The organism is Kocuria sp. CPCC 205263 (assembly GCF_040981075.1).
Lineage (GTDB): Bacteria > Actinomycetota > Actinomycetes > Actinomycetales > Micrococcaceae > Kocuria > Kocuria rosea.
Window position 1 is genome coordinate 158,749 of the sequence record NZ_JAVKPV010000005.1, and the last position, 18,490, is coordinate 177,238.

General features: G+C 72.3%; 17 protein-coding genes and 2 pseudogenes. 15 read left to right on the top strand and 4 right to left on the bottom strand.

Annotated elements, in window-relative coordinates; genetic code table 11:
* Positions 1-9: 9 nt before the first annotated feature.
* On the bottom strand, positions 10-225 hold the full coding sequence (locus RF647_RS09565) for a helix-turn-helix domain-containing protein (protein WP_017833632.1): 216 nt from the start codon (positions 223-225) through the stop codon (positions 10-12).
* Positions 226-466: 241 nt separating this feature from the next.
* On the opposite strand from RF647_RS09565, the gene RF647_RS09570 reads away from it, so the two are divergent.
* From RF647_RS09570 to RF647_RS09585, 4 genes are all read left to right on the top strand, one after another.
* Positions 467-700, top strand: a complete 234-nt coding sequence (locus tag RF647_RS09570; protein ID WP_368811525.1) for a hypothetical protein — start codon at positions 467-469, stop codon at positions 698-700.
* 144 nt (positions 701-844) lie between these two features.
* A complete protein-coding gene (locus tag RF647_RS09575) occupies positions 845-1,120 on the top strand; it encodes a hypothetical protein (protein ID WP_368811526.1) in 276 nt (91 codons plus the stop codon).
* Complete coding sequence (locus RF647_RS09580; protein ID WP_368811660.1) at positions 1,120-2,502, top strand: CpaE family protein; 1,383 nt, start codon at positions 1,120-1,122, stop codon at positions 2,500-2,502. Before RF647_RS09575 ends, RF647_RS09580 begins: the two co-directional genes overlap by 1 nt.
* A 51-nt stretch (positions 2,503-2,553) precedes the next feature.
* Entirely contained in the window at positions 2,554-4,107 is a 1,554-nt protein-coding gene (locus RF647_RS09585; protein WP_368811527.1) for a sensor histidine kinase, read from the top strand.
* A 73-nt stretch (positions 4,108-4,180) separates the two neighbouring features.
* Here RF647_RS09585 and RF647_RS09590 read toward each other — a convergent pair whose 3' ends face one another.
* Positions 4,181-4,429 (bottom strand): WhiB family transcriptional regulator, encoded by a 249-nt coding sequence (locus RF647_RS09590; protein ID WP_017833636.1) that lies wholly within the window; start codon positions 4,427-4,429, stop codon positions 4,181-4,183.
* A 312-nt stretch (positions 4,430-4,741) separates the two neighbouring features.
* Here RF647_RS09590 and RF647_RS09595 point away from each other — a divergent pair, with 312 nt between their 5' ends.
* From RF647_RS09595 to RF647_RS09620, 6 genes are all read left to right on the top strand, one after another.
* A complete protein-coding gene (locus RF647_RS09595) occupies positions 4,742-5,140 on the top strand; it encodes a hypothetical protein (protein WP_109268064.1) in 399 nt (132 codons plus the stop codon).
* Between the two features lie 157 nt (positions 5,141-5,297).
* Complete coding sequence (locus RF647_RS09600; protein WP_368811528.1) at positions 5,298-6,476, top strand: glycosyltransferase family 4 protein; 1,179 nt, start codon at positions 5,298-5,300, stop codon at positions 6,474-6,476.
* A 104-nt stretch (positions 6,477-6,580) separates the two neighbouring features.
* Positions 6,581-7,768: a UDP-galactopyranose mutase gene (gene glf, locus RF647_RS09605; protein ID WP_133411283.1), complete on the top strand. Its 1,188-nt coding sequence runs from the start codon at positions 6,581-6,583 to the stop codon at positions 7,766-7,768.
* Positions 7,765-9,768 (top strand): glycosyltransferase, encoded by a 2,004-nt coding sequence (locus RF647_RS09610; protein WP_368811529.1) that lies wholly within the window; start codon positions 7,765-7,767, stop codon positions 9,766-9,768. The genes glf and RF647_RS09610 overlap by 4 nt, the downstream gene beginning before the upstream one ends.
* Complete coding sequence (locus RF647_RS09615; RefSeq protein ID WP_017833641.1) at positions 9,768-10,628, top strand: ABC transporter permease; 861 nt, start codon at positions 9,768-9,770, stop codon at positions 10,626-10,628. Before RF647_RS09610 ends, RF647_RS09615 begins: the two co-directional genes overlap by 1 nt.
* A 2-nt stretch (positions 10,629-10,630) precedes the next feature.
* The gene (locus RF647_RS09620; protein ID WP_368811530.1) at positions 10,631-11,398 is read left to right on the top strand and encodes an ABC transporter ATP-binding protein; all 768 of its coding nucleotides are present in this window, start codon (positions 10,631-10,633) and stop codon (positions 11,396-11,398) included.
* Positions 11,399-11,501: 103 nt separating this feature from the next.
* Here RF647_RS09620 and RF647_RS09625 read toward each other — a convergent pair whose 3' ends face one another.
* On the bottom strand, positions 11,502-13,544 hold the full coding sequence (locus RF647_RS09625; RefSeq protein WP_368811531.1) for a DUF6541 family protein: 2,043 nt from the start codon (positions 13,542-13,544) through the stop codon (positions 11,502-11,504).
* Positions 13,545-13,687: 143 nt separating this feature from the next.
* Here RF647_RS09625 and RF647_RS09630 point away from each other — a divergent pair, with 143 nt between their 5' ends.
* Both RF647_RS09630 and RF647_RS09635 read left to right on the top strand, forming a co-directional pair.
* On the top strand, positions 13,688-14,353 hold the full coding sequence (locus tag RF647_RS09630) for a glycosyltransferase family 2 protein (protein ID WP_240722694.1): 666 nt from the start codon (positions 13,688-13,690) through the stop codon (positions 14,351-14,353).
* Between the two features lie 40 nt (positions 14,354-14,393).
* Positions 14,394-14,810 (top strand): DUF2304 domain-containing protein, encoded by a 417-nt coding sequence (locus RF647_RS09635; protein ID WP_109243504.1) that lies wholly within the window; start codon positions 14,394-14,396, stop codon positions 14,808-14,810.
* A gap of 16 nt (positions 14,811-14,826) precedes the next feature.
* Here the strand turns inward: RF647_RS09635 and RF647_RS09640 are convergent, their stop codons facing one another.
* A complete protein-coding gene (locus tag RF647_RS09640) occupies positions 14,827-15,774 on the bottom strand; it encodes a glycerophosphodiester phosphodiesterase (RefSeq protein ID WP_368811532.1) in 948 nt (315 codons plus the stop codon).
* Positions 15,775-16,114: 340 nt separating this feature from the next.
* On the opposite strand from RF647_RS09640, the pseudogene RF647_RS09645 reads away from it, so the two are divergent.
* The 3 genes and pseudogenes from RF647_RS09645 to RF647_RS09655 all read left to right on the top strand — a co-directional run.
* A pseudogene (locus RF647_RS09645) lies at positions 16,115-17,020 on the top strand (CpaF family protein); the annotation flags it as partial.
* A gap of 35 nt (positions 17,021-17,055) precedes the next feature.
* Positions 17,056-17,499: pseudogene (locus tag RF647_RS09650) on the top strand (recombinase family protein); the annotation flags it as partial.
* Between the two features lie 69 nt (positions 17,500-17,568).
* A complete protein-coding gene (locus RF647_RS09655) occupies positions 17,569-18,459 on the top strand; it encodes a recombinase family protein (RefSeq protein WP_368811661.1) in 891 nt (296 codons plus the stop codon).
* Positions 18,460-18,490: the final 31 nt, after the last annotated feature.

Below are 18,490 nucleotides of genomic sequence, written 5' to 3' on the forward strand. Positions count from 1 at the left end.
CCCGGTGGATCAGTCGAGCGCGCCCGAGCGCACCGCCTCCGCAGTCCGCTCGTAGCCGCGGGCGATGTACTCCTCCAGCTTGGCGGTCTCGACGCGCCACTGGCCGCGGCCGCCCACCTGGATGGCGGGCAGCTCCCCGCTGCGCACGAGAGCCCTCGCCTGCGTCGCCGAGATGTTGAGGATCTCGGCGACGTCCGCCAAGGTCAGGAAGCGCTGCTGCGCCATCCTCCGCCTCCTTGCTCGTGGTTGCTCTCCCGTTCCAGTCTGCCACCGAAGAGGCGCAACTGCTCCCCGTCCACATGCGGCGTCGCCACCGCCCGCCTCGGGCGGGCACGGGGGGCCGGGGCGCGCATCCTGTCCCCAGTTGTGCACCGACAGGTTCCCGGGGCACCACGGCCGCGGGCAGAATGTGGGCCACGAGCACGGTCCCCACGGCCGTGCCGGGCAACGAGAGAGGCGGTCGCCGATGAGCGGCACGGTCAGGGGCACGGACGCCCCGTCGGCCCGGTTCCGGAGACCGACCTGGCGGGACCCAAGGCTGCTCACCGGGCTGCTGCTCGTGCTGCTCTCCGTCGCCGGGGTGACCGCCGTGGTCACCGCCACGAACCGCACGGACCCCTACCTGGCGGCCGCCCGGGACATCGAGGTCGGCCAGGACGTGACCGGGGAGGACCTAGTGGCCGTCGACGTCCGGCTGTAGGACGCGGCGGACCTCTACGTCCCGGCGGACGCGGCACCGGGGCCGGGCACGGTCGCGACGCAGCGGATCCCGGCGGGCCAGCTGCTGCCAGGATCCGCGCTGGGCACCGCGGACCGGCTGGGCCGCAAGCCGGTCGCCGTCCCGGTGGACCATCCGCTGCCCCAGGACGCCGGGGCGGGAACGCGCGTGGACGTCTGGGTCGCCGCCCAGAAGCCCTCCGGCCGCGGCCACGAGCCGGCCCGCCTGCTGCTCCCGGCGGCCGAGGTCGCCGCCGTGCAGACGGAGCAGACCGCCCTCGGCGCGGGCCGCGGCACCGTGGTGCACGTCTTGGTCGACGAGGACCCGATGGAGGAGCTCGTGGACGCGCTCGGCAACGACGCCCGCGTCACGCTCGTGTGGAATCTCGCGGGCGGCCGGTGATGGTCCTCCCGGTCATGGCCCTCGGGGTCTCCACCTGGCCCCTCGTCGACGGCATCGAACGGCTGCACGGACCGGTCACGGTGGTCCGCCGCTGCCTCGACCTCACGGAGCTGCTGGCCGCGGCGCGCGCCGGACTCGGCCGGGCCGCCCTCGTGGCGGAGGGCGCCGAGGACCTCACGGCGAGCCTGCTCGAGCAGATCCGGCTCGGCGGCGCGGCGCTGCTGGTGCTGGAGGGCCACGACCACCGCCGCCTCGCCGGTCTCGGCGCCGTGGTCGTCCCGGAGCGAGCAGCCCCCGAGGACGCCGCCCGCCTCGTCGAGGAGGCCGTCGCCGCCGTGTCGGGCGCATGGAGCGCGGTGGGCTACGCCGACGTCGTCGCGGCGGGCCGCGCCGACGCAACGGCCGCCGTGCCCGGCGCGCCCGCCCCCGCGGCCGGCGGGCACCCGCAGGAGGGGGAGGACAGCGACGGCGCCGAGTTCCCGGCTCCCCGGGGCGCCGGGCGGATCGTGGCGGTGTGGGGGCCCACCGGAGCACCGGGCCGGACCACGGTGGCCGTCAACCTCGCCGCGGAGCTCGCGCTCCTGAGGCAGGACACGGCACTCGTCGACGCGGACACCTACGGACCCTCGGTGGCCGCGGCCCTCGGGATGCTGGACGAGGCGGCGAGTCTCGCCCAGGCGTGCCGGCTCGCCGACCAGGGGCGGCTGGACGGGGCGAACCTGCGGCGGACGGCCGCGGACGTGGCCGTCGCCGGGCGCACCGTCCGGGTGCTCACGGGGCTGACCCGTCAGGACCGCTGGCCGGAGCTGCGCTCGAGCGCCGTGGCGGCGGTGCTGGAGCGCTCGGTGCAGGAGTTCGGCACCACGGTGGTGGACTGCGGCTTCGCGCTGGAGGCCGACGAGGAGCTCACCGTCGACACCATGGCTCCCCGCCGGCACGCGGCGGCCCTCACGGTCCTGGAGCGCGCCGACGTGGTGGTGGCCGTGGGCGCCGCGGACACCATCGGCGTGCCGAGGCTGCTGAAGGGGCTGCCGGACGTCGCCGCGGCCGCGCCCGGGGCCCGGCTCGTCGTCGCCGTCAACAAGCTGCGCCGCTCGGCGGCGGGACGCTCACCCGAGCTGGGGGTCCGGGAGGCGTGGGCGCGGTTCGGCTCCGGCCCGGCGGTCGAGCTGTTCGTGCCGTGGGACCCGGAGACCTGCGACGAGGCGCTGCTGGCCGGGGCCGTCCTCGCGGAGACCGCGGCGGGATCCTCCGTGCGGGCCGCGCTCCGGGAGCTGGCCGGCCGGGTGCTCGCCGAGCCCGGGGAGGCGGGGGCGGACGAGGACCCGCTCGTGCGCGGTACTAGGCTGGGCGGCAGGATCGGGGCCTGGCTGCGGCGCTGATCGCGGGGGGCGCCGTCCGGCCCCTCCCCACCTGCGACCACCGGAGGCGACGTGGCGTTCACGGAACCGCTCAGGGACACCAAGGACTTCGGGCCCGGGGACTACGAGTGGCTCCACCTGCTCGTGGGGGACTGGCAGCTCATCTCCGACCTCGCCTTCGGCGACCTGATCCTCAGCTTCCCGGCCGACTACATCCCGGCCGCGGGCAGCGGCAACGGGCGCGGCATGCCGACCCCCGGCAGCTCGTTCCGGGTGCTCGCCCACGTGCGGCCGGCGACGGGTCCCACGGTCTTCCACAAGGACATGGTGGGCGAGCTGCTGCCCGACGGGCTGAGCGGGCCCCTGCGGGCCGCCTGGGTCGGCCGGCGGATCGAGCGGGTGCGCCCGTCGGGGGAGGGGGCCGGTGCCTCCGGGCCGGTCAAGGTGGTCCCGCTCGTGCGCAAGGGGCGGACGCTCGCCCTGCTGACCCTGCACGCCGGACGGGCACCGGGTCAGGTGGTCTCCCGGCAGGAGATCGTCTACCGCGAGACCGCCGACGCGCTGCTGCGGATGGCCAACGAGGGCCTGTGGCCGGACTTCTCCGCCCCGACGGGCTCGCGCCGCGGCGCGCCGCGCGTCGGGGACGGCGCGATCCGGCTCGACGCCGAGGACCGCGTGACCTACGTCTCGCCCAACGCGGAGTCGGCACTGCGCCGGCTGGGGATCGACGGCGAGCTGCTCGGGGAGCGGCTCATGGACCTCGTGCCTCCCGTGCTGGTGCCGGGGGCGGACGCGGACGAGACCCTCGCCCCCGTGCTCAGCGGCCGGACGGCGTGGCGCAGCGAGGTGGAGGGCGCGCGCGTGAGCGTCAACTTCCGCTCCGTCCCGCTGCGGGACCGGTCCGGACGGCTCGGCGCGGTGCTGCTCTGCCGGGACGTCACCGAGCTGCGCCGCCGGGACCTGGAGCTCGTCTCGAAGGACGCGACCGTGCGGGAGATCCACCACCGCGTCAAGAACAACCTGCAGACGGTCTCCGCGCTGCTGCGCCTGCAGGCCCGGCGGATGACCTCGGACGAGGCGCGGCACGGGCTGGAGCAGGCCATGCGCCGGGTCGCGACCATCGCGATGGTGCACGAGACGCTCTCCCAGGGGTTCACGCAGAACGTGGACTTCGACGAGCTCATCGCCCGGCAGTTCCGGCTCGCGGCGGAGGTGGCCGCGCCCGAGCAGACGGTGCACACGCGGATCATCGGGGAGTTCGGGGAGCTGCCGACCCGCCTGGCCACCCCGCTGGCGCTCGTGATCAACGAGCTCGTCACGAACGCGGTCGAGCACGGCCTCGCCGGGCGGACTGGAACGGTCACCCTGGAGGCGTCCAGGGTGCAGGACGAGGACGGCGCCGGTCAGCTGCTCGAGGTCGTGGTGAGCGACGACGGCGCCGGGATGGGCGACGTGGTCATCGAGGAGTCCGGGGTCGGCGCCTTCCGCAGGGCGGGCGGCGGCGAGGGGCTCGGGATGCAGATCGTGCGCACCCTCGTGGCGGGCGAGCTCGGGGGCTGGATCCGCTGGGAACCGCGGCAGGGCGGGGGCACCGAGGTGACGGTGTGCGCCCGTCTCGACGACTGATCCGGCGAGGGCCCGGGAAGCGGCGAGGACCGGGACCCCGCAGGGTTCCCGGTCCTCGGTGCGAGCGGAGCGCTCAGGAGGCGCGGCGGGCGCGGGCGGCGCGGCGCTTGAGGGCGCGGCGCTCGTCCTCGCTCATCCCGCCCCAGACGCCCGCGTCCTGGCCGGACTCGAGGGCCCACTGCAGACAGGTGTCCATCACCGGGCAGCTGCGGCACACGGCCTTCGCCTCCTCGATCTGCAGGAGAGCAGGTCCGGTGTTGCCCACGGGGAAGAACAGCTCGGGATCCTTCTCCAGGCATGCTGCGCGACTACGCCAATCCATGGTCAGCGATCGCTCCTTTCAAGGGTGGGTCCCGTCAGGGCAGGGCAGAAGGATCCTGCGGCGGCCGCGTCCGGGACAAGAGAAAAGGCCCATTCGCACGGGCCTTGTGAAGAACTGACGTCCACCTTCCCACGCCGGAGGGGTGCGGACAAGGGCTTTGGGTGGCGCGTCACAGCCGGGTCGGTGAGGCGTTGCTCACAGGACGCCCGGGACGGGCCGTCGCACGATCCGCACGGCGGGCCGCGCCGGCGGCGGGCGGACTAGGGTGGCGGGGAGCGCCGGGGCCCGCCGCCCGGCCGGAAGGAGAACCCCATGCCCACCCCCTCCCGGGACGCCCGGCCCCGCGCGGTCGCGGTCCTGACCGGCGTGGTGCTGCTCGAGGCGCTGGTCCTCGCCGGGGCCGCCCTGCGGCTGGTCTGGTCCCTCCTGTTCGAGGAGCCCCTGACCGTGGGCGGAACGGTCTTCCTCGCGGCGGTCTTCGCCGGGGGCGCCCTGTGGCTGCTGCGCGTGGGACGGGGCCTCTGGCGCGGCTTCCGGTGGCCCCGCGCGGCCGCGCTCGTGGTCCAGCTCTTCCTCCTGGTGCTCGCCTACCCCCTGCTCCGGTCGGGGCAGTGGGGGCCCGGGCTGGCGACGGCGGTGCCGGCCGTCGTCGTGCTCGTCCTGCTCTTCCGGCCGGGCGTGCTCGCGTGGACGAGCCGCACCGTCCGGTGAGCGGGTCCGCCCGGCCGGCCCCCGCGGCCCCGGGGCGCGCCCGCCCGGGACGGCCGGGCAAGACCAGTACAGTTGGAGCGCCCGTGGCCGACGTCGTCGTGCCCGGCCCCCGTCCGTTCCGTCCCCTCCCGTCGAGCAGCTCCGAACAGGTGGTCCCGTGACTCCCCGCCGCATCGTCATCGTCAGCCGCATCTTCGCCCCCGAGCCGGCCGCCGCGTCCTTCCGGCTGCGGGCCCTGGCCCGTGGCCTGACCGAGGCAGGGGCGGAGGTCACGGTCCTCACCACGCGCCCGCCCGCCGGGTCCGTCATCGAGCCGGAGCCCTACGACGTGCGCCGGTGGCCCGTCCTGCGCGACCGGTTCGACTACGTGCGCGGGATCGTCCAGTACCTCAGCTTCGACGTCCCCGTCCTCTTCCGGCTGCTGGCCACCCGGGCCGACCTCGTGGTCAGCGAACCGCCCCCCACCACGGGGATGGCCGTGCTCGTCTCCTCCCTCCTGCGGGGCCGTCCCTACGTCTGGTACGCCCCCGACATCTGGACCACCGCCGCCGAGAAGATGGAGGTCTCCGCGCCGGTGAAGCGGGCCATGCGCGTCATGGAGACCCTCGCGGCCCGGCGGGCCGCGGGCGTGCTCACTGTGTCCGAGGCCATGGGCCGCGAGCTGCAGTCCGTCACTGGCGTGGTCTGGGAGAAGGTGCTCGTGGCGGAGAACGGCATCGACACCGACGTCTTTCGCCCCGACGGACCGGTGGCCGAGCCCGGCGCCCCCTACTTCGTCTACGCCGGGTCGATGTCCGAGTGGCAGGGCGCCGACGTCTTCGTCCGCGCCATGCCCCGCGTCCTCGAGGCCCACCCCGACGCCCGCCTGCGCTTCTTCGGCAGGGGCTCCGACATCGACCGCGTCCAGGAGATCGCCGAGCGGCTCGCCCCGGGGAGCGTGCTCTTCGAGGGGCTGCGCCCCGCCGCCGAGACCGCGAAGTGGACCCGGGGGGCCGTCGCCGCCCTCGGCGCGGTGCTCCCGGGCATCGGCTACGACTTCACCAAGCCCACCAAGATCTACGCCGCCGCCGCGTGCGGGACGCCGGTCGTCTACGCGGGGGCGGGGGTCGCGGCCGAACTCGTGCAGGACAACGGCCTGGGCGCGGCCGTCGACCACGACGCCGACGCGGTGGCCGAGGCCATGATCGCCGCCCTCGACCGCCGGCTCGACCCGGCGCTGGCCGAGGACGACGACCGGGAGCGCCGCCGCCGGGCCGCGTGGGCGGCCGAGAACGCCTCCCTGGCGGCCTCCGGTCGCCTCGCCGCCGAGTGGCTGCTCCAGGGCTTCCCCGACTGATCAGGTACTTTGGTACGCAGCGCACGCCCGGCGCGCCCGTGCCGCCCCCTCACCGGCCGGACGCCGGTCGGGCCCACCAGGACACCAACCCCAGGAGTTAGCCCGTGAACGCAGATCTCGTCGTCGTAGGGTCCGGCCTGTTCGGCCTGACCGTGGCCGAGAGGGCCGCCAACGAGCTGGGCCTCGACGTGGCCATCATCGACCGGCGGCCCCACATCGGTGGCAACGCCTACACGGAGAACGAGCCCCAGACCGGGATCGAGGTGCACCGCTACGGCGCCCACCTGTTCCACACCTCCAACGAGCGGGTCTGGGACTACGTGAACCGGTTCACCGACTTCACGGACTACGTGCACCGGGTCTACACGCGGCACCACGACGAGGTCTTCCCCATGCCGATCAACCTCGGCACGATCAACCAGTTCTTCCGCGCGGCGTACTCACCGGCCGAGGCCCGGGCGCTGATCCAGGAGCAGGCCGGGGAGCTCGCGGGGACGGACCCGCAGAACCTCAACGACAAGGGCATCCAGCTCATCGGCCGGCCGCTCTACGAGGCGTTCATCAAGCACTACACGGGCAAGCAGTGGCAGACCGACCCCAAGGACCTGCCCGCCTCGATCATCAACCGGCTCCCCGTGCGCTACACCTACGACAACCGGTACTTCAACGACAAGTACGAGGGCCTGCCGGTGGACGGCTACACCGCGTGGCTCGAGCGCATGGCGGACCACCCCAAGATCGACGTCCGGCTGGACACCGACTTCTTCGACGAGGGCCACGACTACTCCCGCTCCGCCGTCTCCGGGCAGGTCCCGGTCGTCTACACGGGCCCCGTGGACCGGTACTTCGACTACGCCGAGGGCGATCTCTCGTGGCGGACCATCGACCTGGAGCAGGAGGTCCTGCCGATCGAGGACTTCCAGGGCGCCCCGGTGATCAACTACCCGGACCCCGACGTCCCCTTCACCCGGATCCTGGAGTTCCGCCACTTCTACCCGCAGCGGGACTACACCACGGACGCCACGGTGATCATGCGCGAGTTCTCCCGCTTCGCGGAGAAGGGCGACGAGCCGTACTACCCGGTCAACACCTCGGTGGACCGCGAGAAGCTGCTCAAGTACCGCGACCTCGCCCGCGGCGAGGACAAGGTCCTGTTCGGCGGCCGTCTCGGCACCTACAAGTACCTGGACATGCACATGGCCATCGGGGCCGCGCTGTCCATGGTCGACAACAAGCTCAAGCCCCACTTCACCGGCGGGGCCACCATCGAGAGCGGGGGAGTGGACGCGTGACCGCGACGACCCAGGACACCGAACGGACCGGCACCGAGGGCACCTCCTACCGGGTGCTGCAGGAGCTCGTCTTCCCGGCCAAGGACCGTTTCCCGACCCAGCCCCTCTACCTGGACTCCCGGGCGGACACGGGCACCGCCGCCCAGCAGGAGGACACGAAGGAGCAGCGGCCCCAGATCGTGGTCAACGTGGCCTCCGACGCCGGGGCAGCCAGCGGCGTGGCGATCCTCGGCCGCACCTCCGTGCGCGTGCCGGCCCGCAGCACCGTGTCCTTCGCCACGTACTTCAACGCGTTCCCGGCCAGCTACTGGCGGCACAACACCCACCTGCGCGAGGTCGTGCTGCGCGTGCGCACCACGGGCCGCGGCTCGGTGAACGTGCACAGCTCCAACGCGCGCGGCGAGTCCGTGCCCGTGTCGGTGCACGAGGTCTCCGGCGCCGAGCGGCTGACCGAGGTCGTGCTGCCGCTGAAGGCCTTCGCCGACGGCGGGTGGTACTGGTTCGACGCCACCGCGGCGGACCAGGAGCTCGAGGTCCTGGGCGCCCAGTGGCTGGGCGACGGCACGGGCACCACGGAGGGGTCCGTGACCCTCCAGATCACGACCATGAACAAGCCCTCCTACTGCCTCACCAACGCCCGCCTCCTGGACGAGCAGCGCGAGCACCTGCCGCAGGTCGCGCAGGTCGTGATCGTGGACCAGGGCAACCAGAAGGTCGTCGACGAGCCGGGCTTCAGCGAGGTCCAGGAGCGCTTCGGCGACCGGCTGCGCGTCATCGACCAGGGCAACCTGGGCGGGGCTGGCGGGTTCGCCCGCGGCATGTACGAGGCCGTGCGCGCCGACAGCACCTACGTGCTGCTCATGGACGACGACGTCGAGATCGAGCCCGAGGCCGTGCGCCGGATCAGCGTGTTCGCCGACTTCTGCAAGCGGCCCACGCTGGTCGGCGGGCACATGATCGACCTGCTCAACCCGACGAAGATCCACAACTTCGGCGAGGCCATGGACCCGTACAGCTTCCAGTACGGCCCCGCGGGCGAGGGCGTGGAGATCGGCCACGACTTCCGCCGCAGCAACCTGCGAAGCACCGCGTGGATGCACCGCCGCATCGAGGTGGACTACAACGCGTGGTGGATGTGCCTGATCCCCACGCAGGTCGTCCGCGAGATCGGCCTGGCGCTGCCCGTGTTCATCAAGTGGGACGACGTCGAGTACGGCATCCGCGCCAAGGCGGCCGGCTACCGCACCGTGTCCCTGCCCGGCGTGGCCGTGTGGCACCTGGCCTGGGCGGACAAGGACGACACCATCAGCTGGCAGGCGTACTTCCACAAGCGCAACCAGCTCGTGGCCGCCCTGCTGCACTCCCCGTTCGACCGCGGCGGCGAGGTGCTCGGGCGCAACGGGATCAAGGACCTGCGGCACCTGCTGTCCATGCAGTACTTCGCGGAGGAGGCCCGGGTCCTGGCCCTGCGGGACGTCCTCGCCGGGCCCGAGGCCCTGCACGAGCTGCTGCCCCAGCGGATCCGCGACGTGCGCCGGATGATGACCCAGCACTCCGACGCCGTCTACGAGGCGGACCTCGACGCCTACCCCACGGTCGCGTCGGCCAAGCCCCTACGGACCCGGCGGCTCTCCGCCCCGCACGGGCTGAAGGTGCTCACCTCCGCGACCACCGCCGTGGTGCGCCACCTCGCCGTGCGCCCGCAGGAGCAGGCCGAGCAGCACCCGCAGGTGCACCTGCCCTACCAGGACGCCCGGTGGTGGCGGCTCGCCCGCTACGACAGCGCCCTGGTCTCCGCCTCGGACGGCACCGGCTACACCTGGTACAAGCGCTCGCCCCGGGAGGCCCGCGCCCTGATGGCGGAGTCCCTGCGGCTGCACGCCCAGCTGGCCCGGCGATGGCCGGAGCTGTCCCGCCGCTACCGGGCCGCGCTGCCGGAGGTCACCTCCATGGCGGCCTGGGAGGCGACCTTCCGCGAGCACTCGGAGATCGGCGCCTGATGCCGGCTGCCACGGTCGTCCGGAGGCCGTCCCCCGGGACGGGGCTGCCGGCGGTGTTCCGCCAGCGCTACCTGTTGAAGCTGCTGGTCGACAAGGAGCTGCAGATCCGCTACCGGGGCACGGTCCTCGGGCTGCTGTGGTCCTACGTCAAGCCGGGGATCCAGTTCGTGGTCTTCTACGTGGCCCTGGGCATCTTCCTGGGCCTGGAGCGCGGGATGGAGAACTACGCCGTGTACCTGTTCTCCGGGATCATCCTGATCAACTTCTTTTCGGAGTCCTTCGGCAACGCGGCGCGCTCGATCGTGGCCAACGCGAGCCTGATCAAGAAGATCTACCTGCCCCGGCAGATGTTCCCGGTGGCCTCCGTGTGGGTCGCCGGCGTGCACCTCATGCCGCAGCTGGTGGTCATGCTCCTGGCCGCCCTCATCGTGGGCTGGTCGCCCACGTGGATCTCGCTGCTGGCCGTGCCCGCGGCGCTCCTGATCGTGGGTCTGCTGGGGGCCGGGCTGGGCATGCTCTTCGGCGCGGCGAACGTGTTCTTCCGCGACGCCGAGAACTTCGTGGACCTGATCGTCATGGTCAGCACGTGGTCCGCCCCGGTGCTCTACTCGTGGACGATGGTCCGGGACGTCCTGGGCCCGGTGTGGTTCGCCGGGTTCATGCTCAACCCCCTGACCGTGGCCGTGGAGCTCTCGCACGCGGCGTTCTGGCTGCCGACCACCACCCCCGGCGCCCACGAGGTGCCGCCCCACCTGTTCTCCCTCTGGACGCCGGTGGCTCTGTTGGTGGTCACCGTCGTCATGTTCCTGGGCGACCTGCTGTTCCGTCGCCTCGAGGGCCGATTCGCGCAGGAGCTGTGACGATGAGCACCGACCGCACCACCCCGCCGGCCGAGCCTGCCGTGGTGGCCGAGCACCTGGCCAAGGAGTTCTCGCTCCGCCACGCCCGTTCCCTCAAGGAGACGGTGATGTGGCTCGCGCGGGGGCGGCGCCAGGACATCTCCAACCGCTTCCGCGCCCTCGAGGACCTCAGCCTCAGCATCCGGCCGGGGGAGAGCGTGGCGCTCGTGGGGCTCAACGGCTCCGGGAAGTCCACGTTCCTCAAGCTGGTCTCCGGCGTGATGAGCCCCGACGGAGGCTCGCTCGTGGTCAACGGGCGCGTGGCCGGGCTGATCGAGGTCGGCGCCGGCTTCCACCCCGACCTCACCGGCCGCGACAACGTGTACCTCAACGGCGCGATCCTCGGCATGTCCAAGGAGGACATCGACCGGAAGTTCGACCAGATCGTGGCGTTCTCCGAGATCGAGCAGTTCATCGACACCGAGGTGAAGTTCTACTCGTCCGGCATGTACCTGCGCCTGGCCTTCGCCGTGGCGGTGTTCACCGACCCGGACATCTTCATCATCGACGAGATCCTCTCGGTGGGCGACGAGCCCTTCCAGCGCAAGAGCCTGGGCCGGGTCAAGGAGCTCTCCGAGGAGGGCAAGACGCTGCTCGTCGTCAGCCACGACTTCGACGTGGTCCGCAAGGTCTGCGACCGCGGGGTGTGGATCGAGCACGGCCAGGTCCGCAGCGACGGGCCCATCGACGAGGTGATCGAGCAGTTCCGCGCCGCGGAGAACGCCGGCTGACGATCCTTCCTGCCCGCGCCCCGCGGACGACGACGGGCCGCCCGGCTCCGCGAGGAACCGGACGGCCCGTCGTCCGTCGCGGGACGAGGGTCCCGCCGCAGGATCAGGCGCCGTCGCAGCCGACGATCTCGTAGAGCGCGGCCTGCCCGTTGCGCTCGACCAGCACCAGGTTCAGGTCCACGGCCGGGTCCACGGCGTTGACCCCGGTGTAGGCGAGGGCGGACGGCTCGTCCGGGATGATGAACTGGGTCCCGAAGTCCAGGACGTAGCGGACGTCGAGCTCCTCGGCGGCCTCGCACGCGGGACTGCCGGGGACGGCGGCGTCGATGCCCGTCACGATCTCCCGCACCTCCGGGCCGGGCGTCCCCACGTGGTACTGGGTGACGGGCCGCTCACCGACCGCGAACGCCAGGGAGCCGCCGTTCCACGGGTTGACGGCGATGACGTCCTCGGGGTCCGTGAGCTCGTCGAGGTCCTCCAGGAGCTCGTACTCGTCCCGGGTCAGCACGCTCTCGGCGCCCTCCCACGCGTAGTACTGCTTGCCCCACCGCGTGGCCTGGGTGAGGGACCCGACCTGGGAGTAGGGGACCACGAGGGCGAGCACCACGACGGCCGCGACGGGAAGGGCGGCCCGGGGCCGGCCGGCGAACGAGGCGAGCGCCGTGGCGCCGGCCGCCAGGCCCTCCACCACGTGCGCGGCGCCGAGGGCGGCGAGGGGGACCGCGGTCAGCGGGAGGGTGGCCGCCAGGCGGTAGGAGTCCACGTACCAGCCCCCGGTGAGCCACTCCCGCCACGGGCCCTCCTCCCCGCCGGCGGAGACCGCGTACAGGAGCACGAGCGACAGGTGCCCCAGCACGAGCCAGCGCAGCCGGCGGCGGCTGATCGCGGCGTAGACCCCCGCCGCGGTCAGCACCACGAGCACCCACGGGACGTCGTCGCGGCCGTTCGCCGTGAACATGACGGCCTCGCCCACGCCCCGGCCGAAGGACGTGAAGGGGTCCCACGCGCGGTCCGTGGTCAGGACGTTCCACAGGAGCAGCCACGTGGTGACCACGACGACCGCGACCGCCGTGAGCCCGAGGGCGGGACCTCGGCGCCGGGCGCCCGCGGCCGCCCGCAGCCCGAGCCACCACGCCGTGGCCGCCAGGGGGACCGCGACCACGAGCAGGGCGAGGAACGCGTTGGGCTGGGAGACGAACAGCGCGCCGAGGGTGACCACCAGGCTGGCGGCCAGCCGGACCCGGCCGGCCGCGTCCGGGGTGCGCGCCGTCCGGTCCGCGCTCACCCCAGGGCCGAGCAGCCGCACGAGCAGGCCGAGGGACACGGGGGCAAGCGCCAGGGCGAGGATGTTGGGAAAGAGCGGCCCCCAGGCCATCAGACCCAGCGGGAAGACGCTGAACCCGGCGGCGGCCGTGCCGGCGACCACGGCCGCCACGGGGGACGGGCCGACGAGGCAGCGGACCAGGAAGATGCACGAGGCGGGCCAGACGAGCCCGCCCACCGCGAGCAGCGTCAGGTTGTGGGCCACGAGCACGCTGTCGCCGGCCAGGGGCACCGCGAGGGACGCCAGCTGATGCCACGCCGCGGGGTACAGCGCGATGGTGCTCTCCGGGCTGACCATCCGGTTCAGGGTCAGGGTCGAGCCGTTGCCGGTCTCGACGACGTAGCGGATGGCGTTGAGGTGGAAGATGTTGTCCCAGCGCTGGGCCATCGCCTCCGGGTGTCCGATCACGGACGCCATCCGGCGCACCAGCAGCACCGCCCCGATCGCCAGCCCGGCGGCCGCGCCCGCCGGGAAGAGCCAGCGGCCCGCGCCGCCGGAGCGTTCTGCCGGGTCGGCCGGGTCCGCCCCGGCGTCGTGCGGGCCGGGCGCGTGGCCGCCCCGGGGGAGGAGCCGGCCGACCAGCCACGCCAGCGCCGCCAGCACCACCGCGGCGGCCACCTGGGTGAGCGCGCCGTAGGGGATGCCCGCCAGGTCCAGGACCACGCCCGTGAGCCCGACGACGGCGACGCTGAAGACCGGTGCCGTCAGCAGGATCCGGCCCCCGCGCTGCCCGAAGGCCCACAGCAGCGCCAGCCCAGGCAGCCACAGGAACGCCAGCAGGACCAGGAACGCCGGCAGATGAGGTCCCCAGTCCGTCAGCACGTCGGTCCTGCGGGGCTCTGCCTGGCAGCGGGCACGGTCTTGTCCTCACGGTGGGGGGAAGGGTCGGGTCGATCATAGCGGCCGGCCCGGGTCCGGCCGCCGACCTGACGGGCGGGTCCGGCGCGCTGTGCGAGAATGTCCGGGTGAGTCGTTCGTGGATCGTCATGCCCGTGTACAACGAGGCGGCCGTCGTGGGAGAGGTGCTGAAGGAGCTCCGGAAGACCTTCCCGCACGTCGTCTGCGTCGACGACGGATCCTCCGACGACTCGGCCCGGATCTGCGCCGAGGCCGGCGCCGTCGTCGTCCAGCACCCCATCAACCTGGGGCAGGGCGCGGCGCTGCAGACCGGTTTCGAGTACGCCCTGCAGGACCCCGGGATGGACTGCGTGGTCACCTTCGACTCCGACGGCCAGCACCGCGTGACCGACGCGTGGGACATGGTCGAGCGGATCCGCTCGGGCGAGGCCGAGGTCGTGCTGGGCTCCCGCTTCCTTGACGGGCGCACCCGGATTTCCCCGCTCAAGCGGGTCGTGCTGCGCACCGCCGCGTTCTTCTCGAAGCTGTCCACCGGCATGGACCTCTCCGACGCCCACAACGGGTTGCGCGCCATCGACCGGGGCACCCTGACCCGGATCCGGCTGACCCAGAACCGGATGGCGCACGCCTCGGAGATCGTCAACCAGCTGGCCGACATCCGGCCCCGCTGGGTCGAGCACCCGGTGGAGATCATCTACACGGACTACTCGAAGTCCAAGGGGCAGTCGCTGCTCAACGGCGTGAACATCCTCGCCGAGCTGTTCGTCAAGTAGTCCGCACCCAGTCCGCACCGTCGAAGGGAAAAGCCGTCCGATGATCTACGCCGTCCAGATCCTGCTGGTCCTGGCCGTGGGCTACGGCGCGCTCGCCCTGATCCGCGGCGGAGCCAACGCGAAGCACCAGGCGATCCGCCGCGTGGTGGGCCTGGCCTTCTTCGTCTTCGCGGCGCTGTCCATCTTCTTCCCCGACCTGCTCACGGGCGTGGCCCACTTCTTCGGGATCGGACGCGGCACCGACCTCGTCCTGTACGGCTTCGTGGTGATCTTCATGATCACCCAGGCCACCTCCGCGCTGCGCAACCGCCAGCAGGAGGTCAACGTGACCCGGCTGGCCCGGCACATCGCCGTCGCCGAGGCGGAGCGGCCCTGGGCCCCGGCCCCCGAGCACGCCCAGCGCGCCTCAGTGCGGGACTTCGCCGAGACCTCTCCGGCCCAGCGCCCCGCGGCCTGACCGGCCCCGGCGCGGATCAGGCCTCCCGGAGCACCCGGGACAGCAGGTCCGGCCGGTCCGTCATGACGCCGTCCACCCCCCACCCCAGCAGGCGGCGCATGTCGTCCTCCCGGTCGATGGTCCAGACGTCCACCCGCAGACCCGCCTGCTGGGCGCTGCGCACGAGTCCGGGCGTGAGCACGCGCAGGCCCAGGAGCGAGTCCGGCGGCTGCAGGCCCTGGAACGGGAGCGTGTGGTGCTGGTGCCGGCCCAGCAGACACAGCAGCCGGAAGGCCGCGAACTCCGTGGGGGAGGCCGCTGTGGGGACCGCCCCGCCCGAGACCTGGCGGAACCGCCGGATCGAGGCCGTGCGGTTCGTCGCGACGAGCGTGCGCTCCTGAGCACCCGCCGCCCGGACGGCCCGCCAGACGATCTCCTCGGCGCCGGGACGGTTGCCCTTGAGCTCGATCGCCACGGGGTGCTCGGGGAACGCCTCGTAGACCTCCGCGAGCGTGGGGACGTGCACTCCGCGCCCCCGCCACGGGAAGGTCCCGCCGTCGAGGGTGAACGCGTGTCCGGCGTCCAGACGCTGGAGCTCCGCGGTGGACATCAGCGCGACGGCGCCGGTCCCGTCCGTGGTGCGGTCCACCGTGAGGTCGTGCATCAGCACGGCCGTGCCGTCGGCGGAGGCCTGCACGTCGAGCTCCAGCACCACGTCCCCGAGAGCCGCGGCGGCCCGGAACGCCTCGAGGGTGTTCTCCGGGGCGACCTCGGCGCCGCCCCGGTGCGCGAAGACGGCCGGCCAGTCCCGGGGCACGGTTGCCCTCGGGACCGGCGACGGGGCCATCAGGTGCCGGCCGAGGGCCGCTCCGGCCGCGCTCGTGAGCAGGTTCCCGGCGAAGGGGACGCCCGCGCGGAGCAGCGCCCGGAGGCGAGCGGCGACGTCGGGGCGTGTGCCGTCCTGCTCGGTGGTCACATGGGTCACGGCGGTCCTTGCGATCGGGGGCAGCGCGTGCGGCACGGGCGGTGTCGTGACGCGGACGCCCGGTGGGGAGCGTGTTCGCCCGCCACCCTACGGCCCGGCGGCCCGGCCTGCACGCCCTCTCAGGACGTGGCCCTCGCCGACCTGGTTTCATGCGCCCGCATCCTGTGACACTTCATGTGTTTCCGGACGGGAACAACGTCGCGGGTTAGCGACGGCTGTCCACAGGAGCCCGGACGGGGGTTGTGGGGACGACGCCGGATCGGCCTATGTTCCTGTGCATGCGCTCCGGGGGGAGCGCCGCCGGCGCGGATCCCGCGCCGGGGAACGCGCAGGGGGACGGATGACGGCACTGCTCTCCGAGGACGCGCTCGGGCTGGTCGAGGCCGAGGTGCGGGAGCTGATCCGGCGCCGGGGCCTGGACCCGGTGCTCGAGCTGGAGCGGACCCGGGAGCTGGTGGACGCCGCGGTGCGCGACTACGACCAGCGCTCGGCGCGCGGGGTGCTGCCGGCCCTGGCGGACCTGGACGCCGCCCGGCGGGTGCTGCTGGACCTGGTCGCCGGGTTCGGCCCGCTGCAGCCGCTGCTCGACGACCCGCGGATCGAGGAAATCTGGATCAACGGCCCCGCGGAGGTCTACGCCGCCCGCGGCGGGGAGTCCGAGCTGACGAGCCTCGTGCTGACCGAGGCCCAGATCCGCAACCTGGTGGAGCGGATGCTCAAGTCTTCGGGCCGTCGTCTGGACCTGTCCTCCCCGTTCGTGGACGCGGCGCTGCCGGACGGGTCCCGCCTGCACGTGGTGATCCCGGACGTGACGCGCCGGCACTGGGCCGTGAACATCCGCAAGTTCGTGGCCCGGGCCCGGCGGCTGGACGACCTCGTGGAGCTGGGCGCGCTGCCGCCGCGCGCCGCGCGCTTCCTCGACGCGGCCGTGGCCAGCGGGCTCAACATCCTCGTCTCCGGCGCCACGCAGGCGGGCAAGACCACGCTGCTGAATTGTCTGTGCGCCTCGATCGGCCCCCGGGAGCGGGTGGTGACGGTCGAGGAGATCTTCGAGCTGCAGGTCCCGCTGCGCGACGTCGTGGGGATGCAGTGCCGTCAGCCCAATCTCGAGGGCACCGGCGAGATCCCCCTGCGCCGGCTCGTCAAGGAGGCGTTGCGGATGCGCCCGGACCGCCTCGTGGTCGGGGAGGTCAGGGAGGCGGAGAGCCTGGACATGCTCATCGCGCTCAACAGCGGACTCCCGGGATAAGTCAAGGGACAATGCAAATGTAGACTGCGAACATGTGTAGCGCAGTAATTTACGTCCGCATCAGCCAAGACCGCACGGGCGCAGGCCTCGGGGTTGAGCGTCAGGAGGATGACTGTCGGGCCCTTGCCGGCCGTCACGGCTGGAAGGTGTCGCGGGTCCTCGTAGACAATGACGTCAGCGCCTACTCCGGAAGGCGGCGGCCGGCGTACAACGAGTTGCTCGACCTTCTCCGGACGGGAGCCGTTAAGGAGGTTCTTTGCTGGCACACGGACCGCTTGCACCGGTCTCCTGTTGAGCTGGAAGAGTACATTGCTATCGCGGAGGAGTACGGGGTCGCAACGCACAGCGTGCAGGCTGGGAAGGTTGACCTGTCATCGCCGTCTGGACGAGCTGTAGCACGCACGCTTGGCGCATGGGCGCGGTACGAGTCGGAGCATAAGGCCGAACGCGTCAAGCGGGCCATGCATCAGCGTGCGGCCGCAGGAAAGTTCACTGGCGGACTCGTCCCGTTCGGCTGGGCTATGGAGTCAGGTAGTCCGACCTTGGTGCCTGAGGAAGCGAACGAAGTTGCCCAGGCGGTTCGGGACGTTCTGGCTGGGCGGTCCTTGGGGTCGGTCATCCGAAGTATGAATGCCCGCGGGATCACCACGAGAACAGGCCGGCCGTTCACGTATGCCACCTTGCGACAGATGCTGCTTCGTCCGCGAAACGCAGGGCTGACCTGCTGGAACGACGAAATTCTTGGGAACTCCGACTTCCCTCCCATCGTTTCTCGTGAGGAGTGGGAAGCTGTTCGCCGTGTTCTGACCGATCCGGCGCGACGTAAGTCGCAGAGCACGCGCGTCAAGCACCTGTTGTCAGGGCTGGCCGTGTGCGCCGTCTGCGGTCAGCCGATGAAATCCGCCTCGGCTAGCAATCGGGATGGAACGAAACGAACGGTCTATCGTTGCAAGTCGGTTCAGGCGGGTCACCCAGTGAGAAATGCCGCGGCGTTGGATCAGCTTGTCGCCGAAGTTGCAGTTGCACGGTTGTCTCAGTCCGACGCGGCGATTGTCTTTGCTTCAAACGACAGCGTCGATATGGATGCGCTTCGAGGAGAATCCATCGCGTTGCAGCAACGGTTGGACGATGCCACAGAACAATGTGCCGAGGGCGGCATCTCCGCGGGTCAACTGGCCACGATTTCGGCCCGTATTCACGACAAGCTGGCCGCGGTTTCCGAAGCCATGGCGGAAGCGCAGTCGTCCCCGGCCGTGGGTGCCATGTTGGCCTCAGGCAATGTCCAGGAAGCCTGGGACGCGGCAGACATAGAGACGCGGAGGGCTGTGGTGACCGCCCTCATGTCGGTCGAGGTGCTGGCCATGGGCAAGGCGCATGGCAAGACCTTCGACCCGAGGAGTGTGCGGATTTTGCCTCGGGTTCCCCAGAACACGTAATCCCACCTGCAATGGTCGTCGTACCCGCGAA

Bases quoted from the DNA above. Each gene is read 5' to 3' on its own strand.
- RF647_RS09590 (WP_017833636.1), bottom strand. From the start codon at position 4,429: ATGGATTGGCGTAGTCGCGCAGCATGCCTGGAGAAGGATCCCGAGCTG.
- RF647_RS09580 (WP_368811660.1), top strand. From the start codon at position 1,120: ATGGTCCTCCCGGTCATGGCCCTCGGGGTCTCCACCTGGCCCCTCGTC.
- RF647_RS09595 (WP_109268064.1), top strand. From the start codon at position 4,742: ATGCCCACCCCCTCCCGGGACGCCCGGCCCCGCGCGGTCGCGGTCCTG.
- RF647_RS09615 (WP_017833641.1), top strand. From the start codon at position 9,768: ATGCCGGCTGCCACGGTCGTCCGGAGGCCGTCCCCCGGGACGGGGCTG.
- RF647_RS09570 (WP_368811525.1), top strand. From the start codon at position 467: ATGAGCGGCACGGTCAGGGGCACGGACGCCCCGTCGGCCCGGTTCCGG.
- RF647_RS09620 (WP_368811530.1), top strand. From the start codon at position 10,631: ATGAGCACCGACCGCACCACCCCGCCGGCCGAGCCTGCCGTGGTGGCC.
- RF647_RS09635 (WP_109243504.1), top strand. From the start codon at position 14,394: ATGATCTACGCCGTCCAGATCCTGCTGGTCCTGGCCGTGGGCTACGGC.
- RF647_RS09565 (WP_017833632.1), bottom strand. From the start codon at position 225: ATGGCGCAGCAGCGCTTCCTGACCTTGGCGGACGTCGCCGAGATCCTC.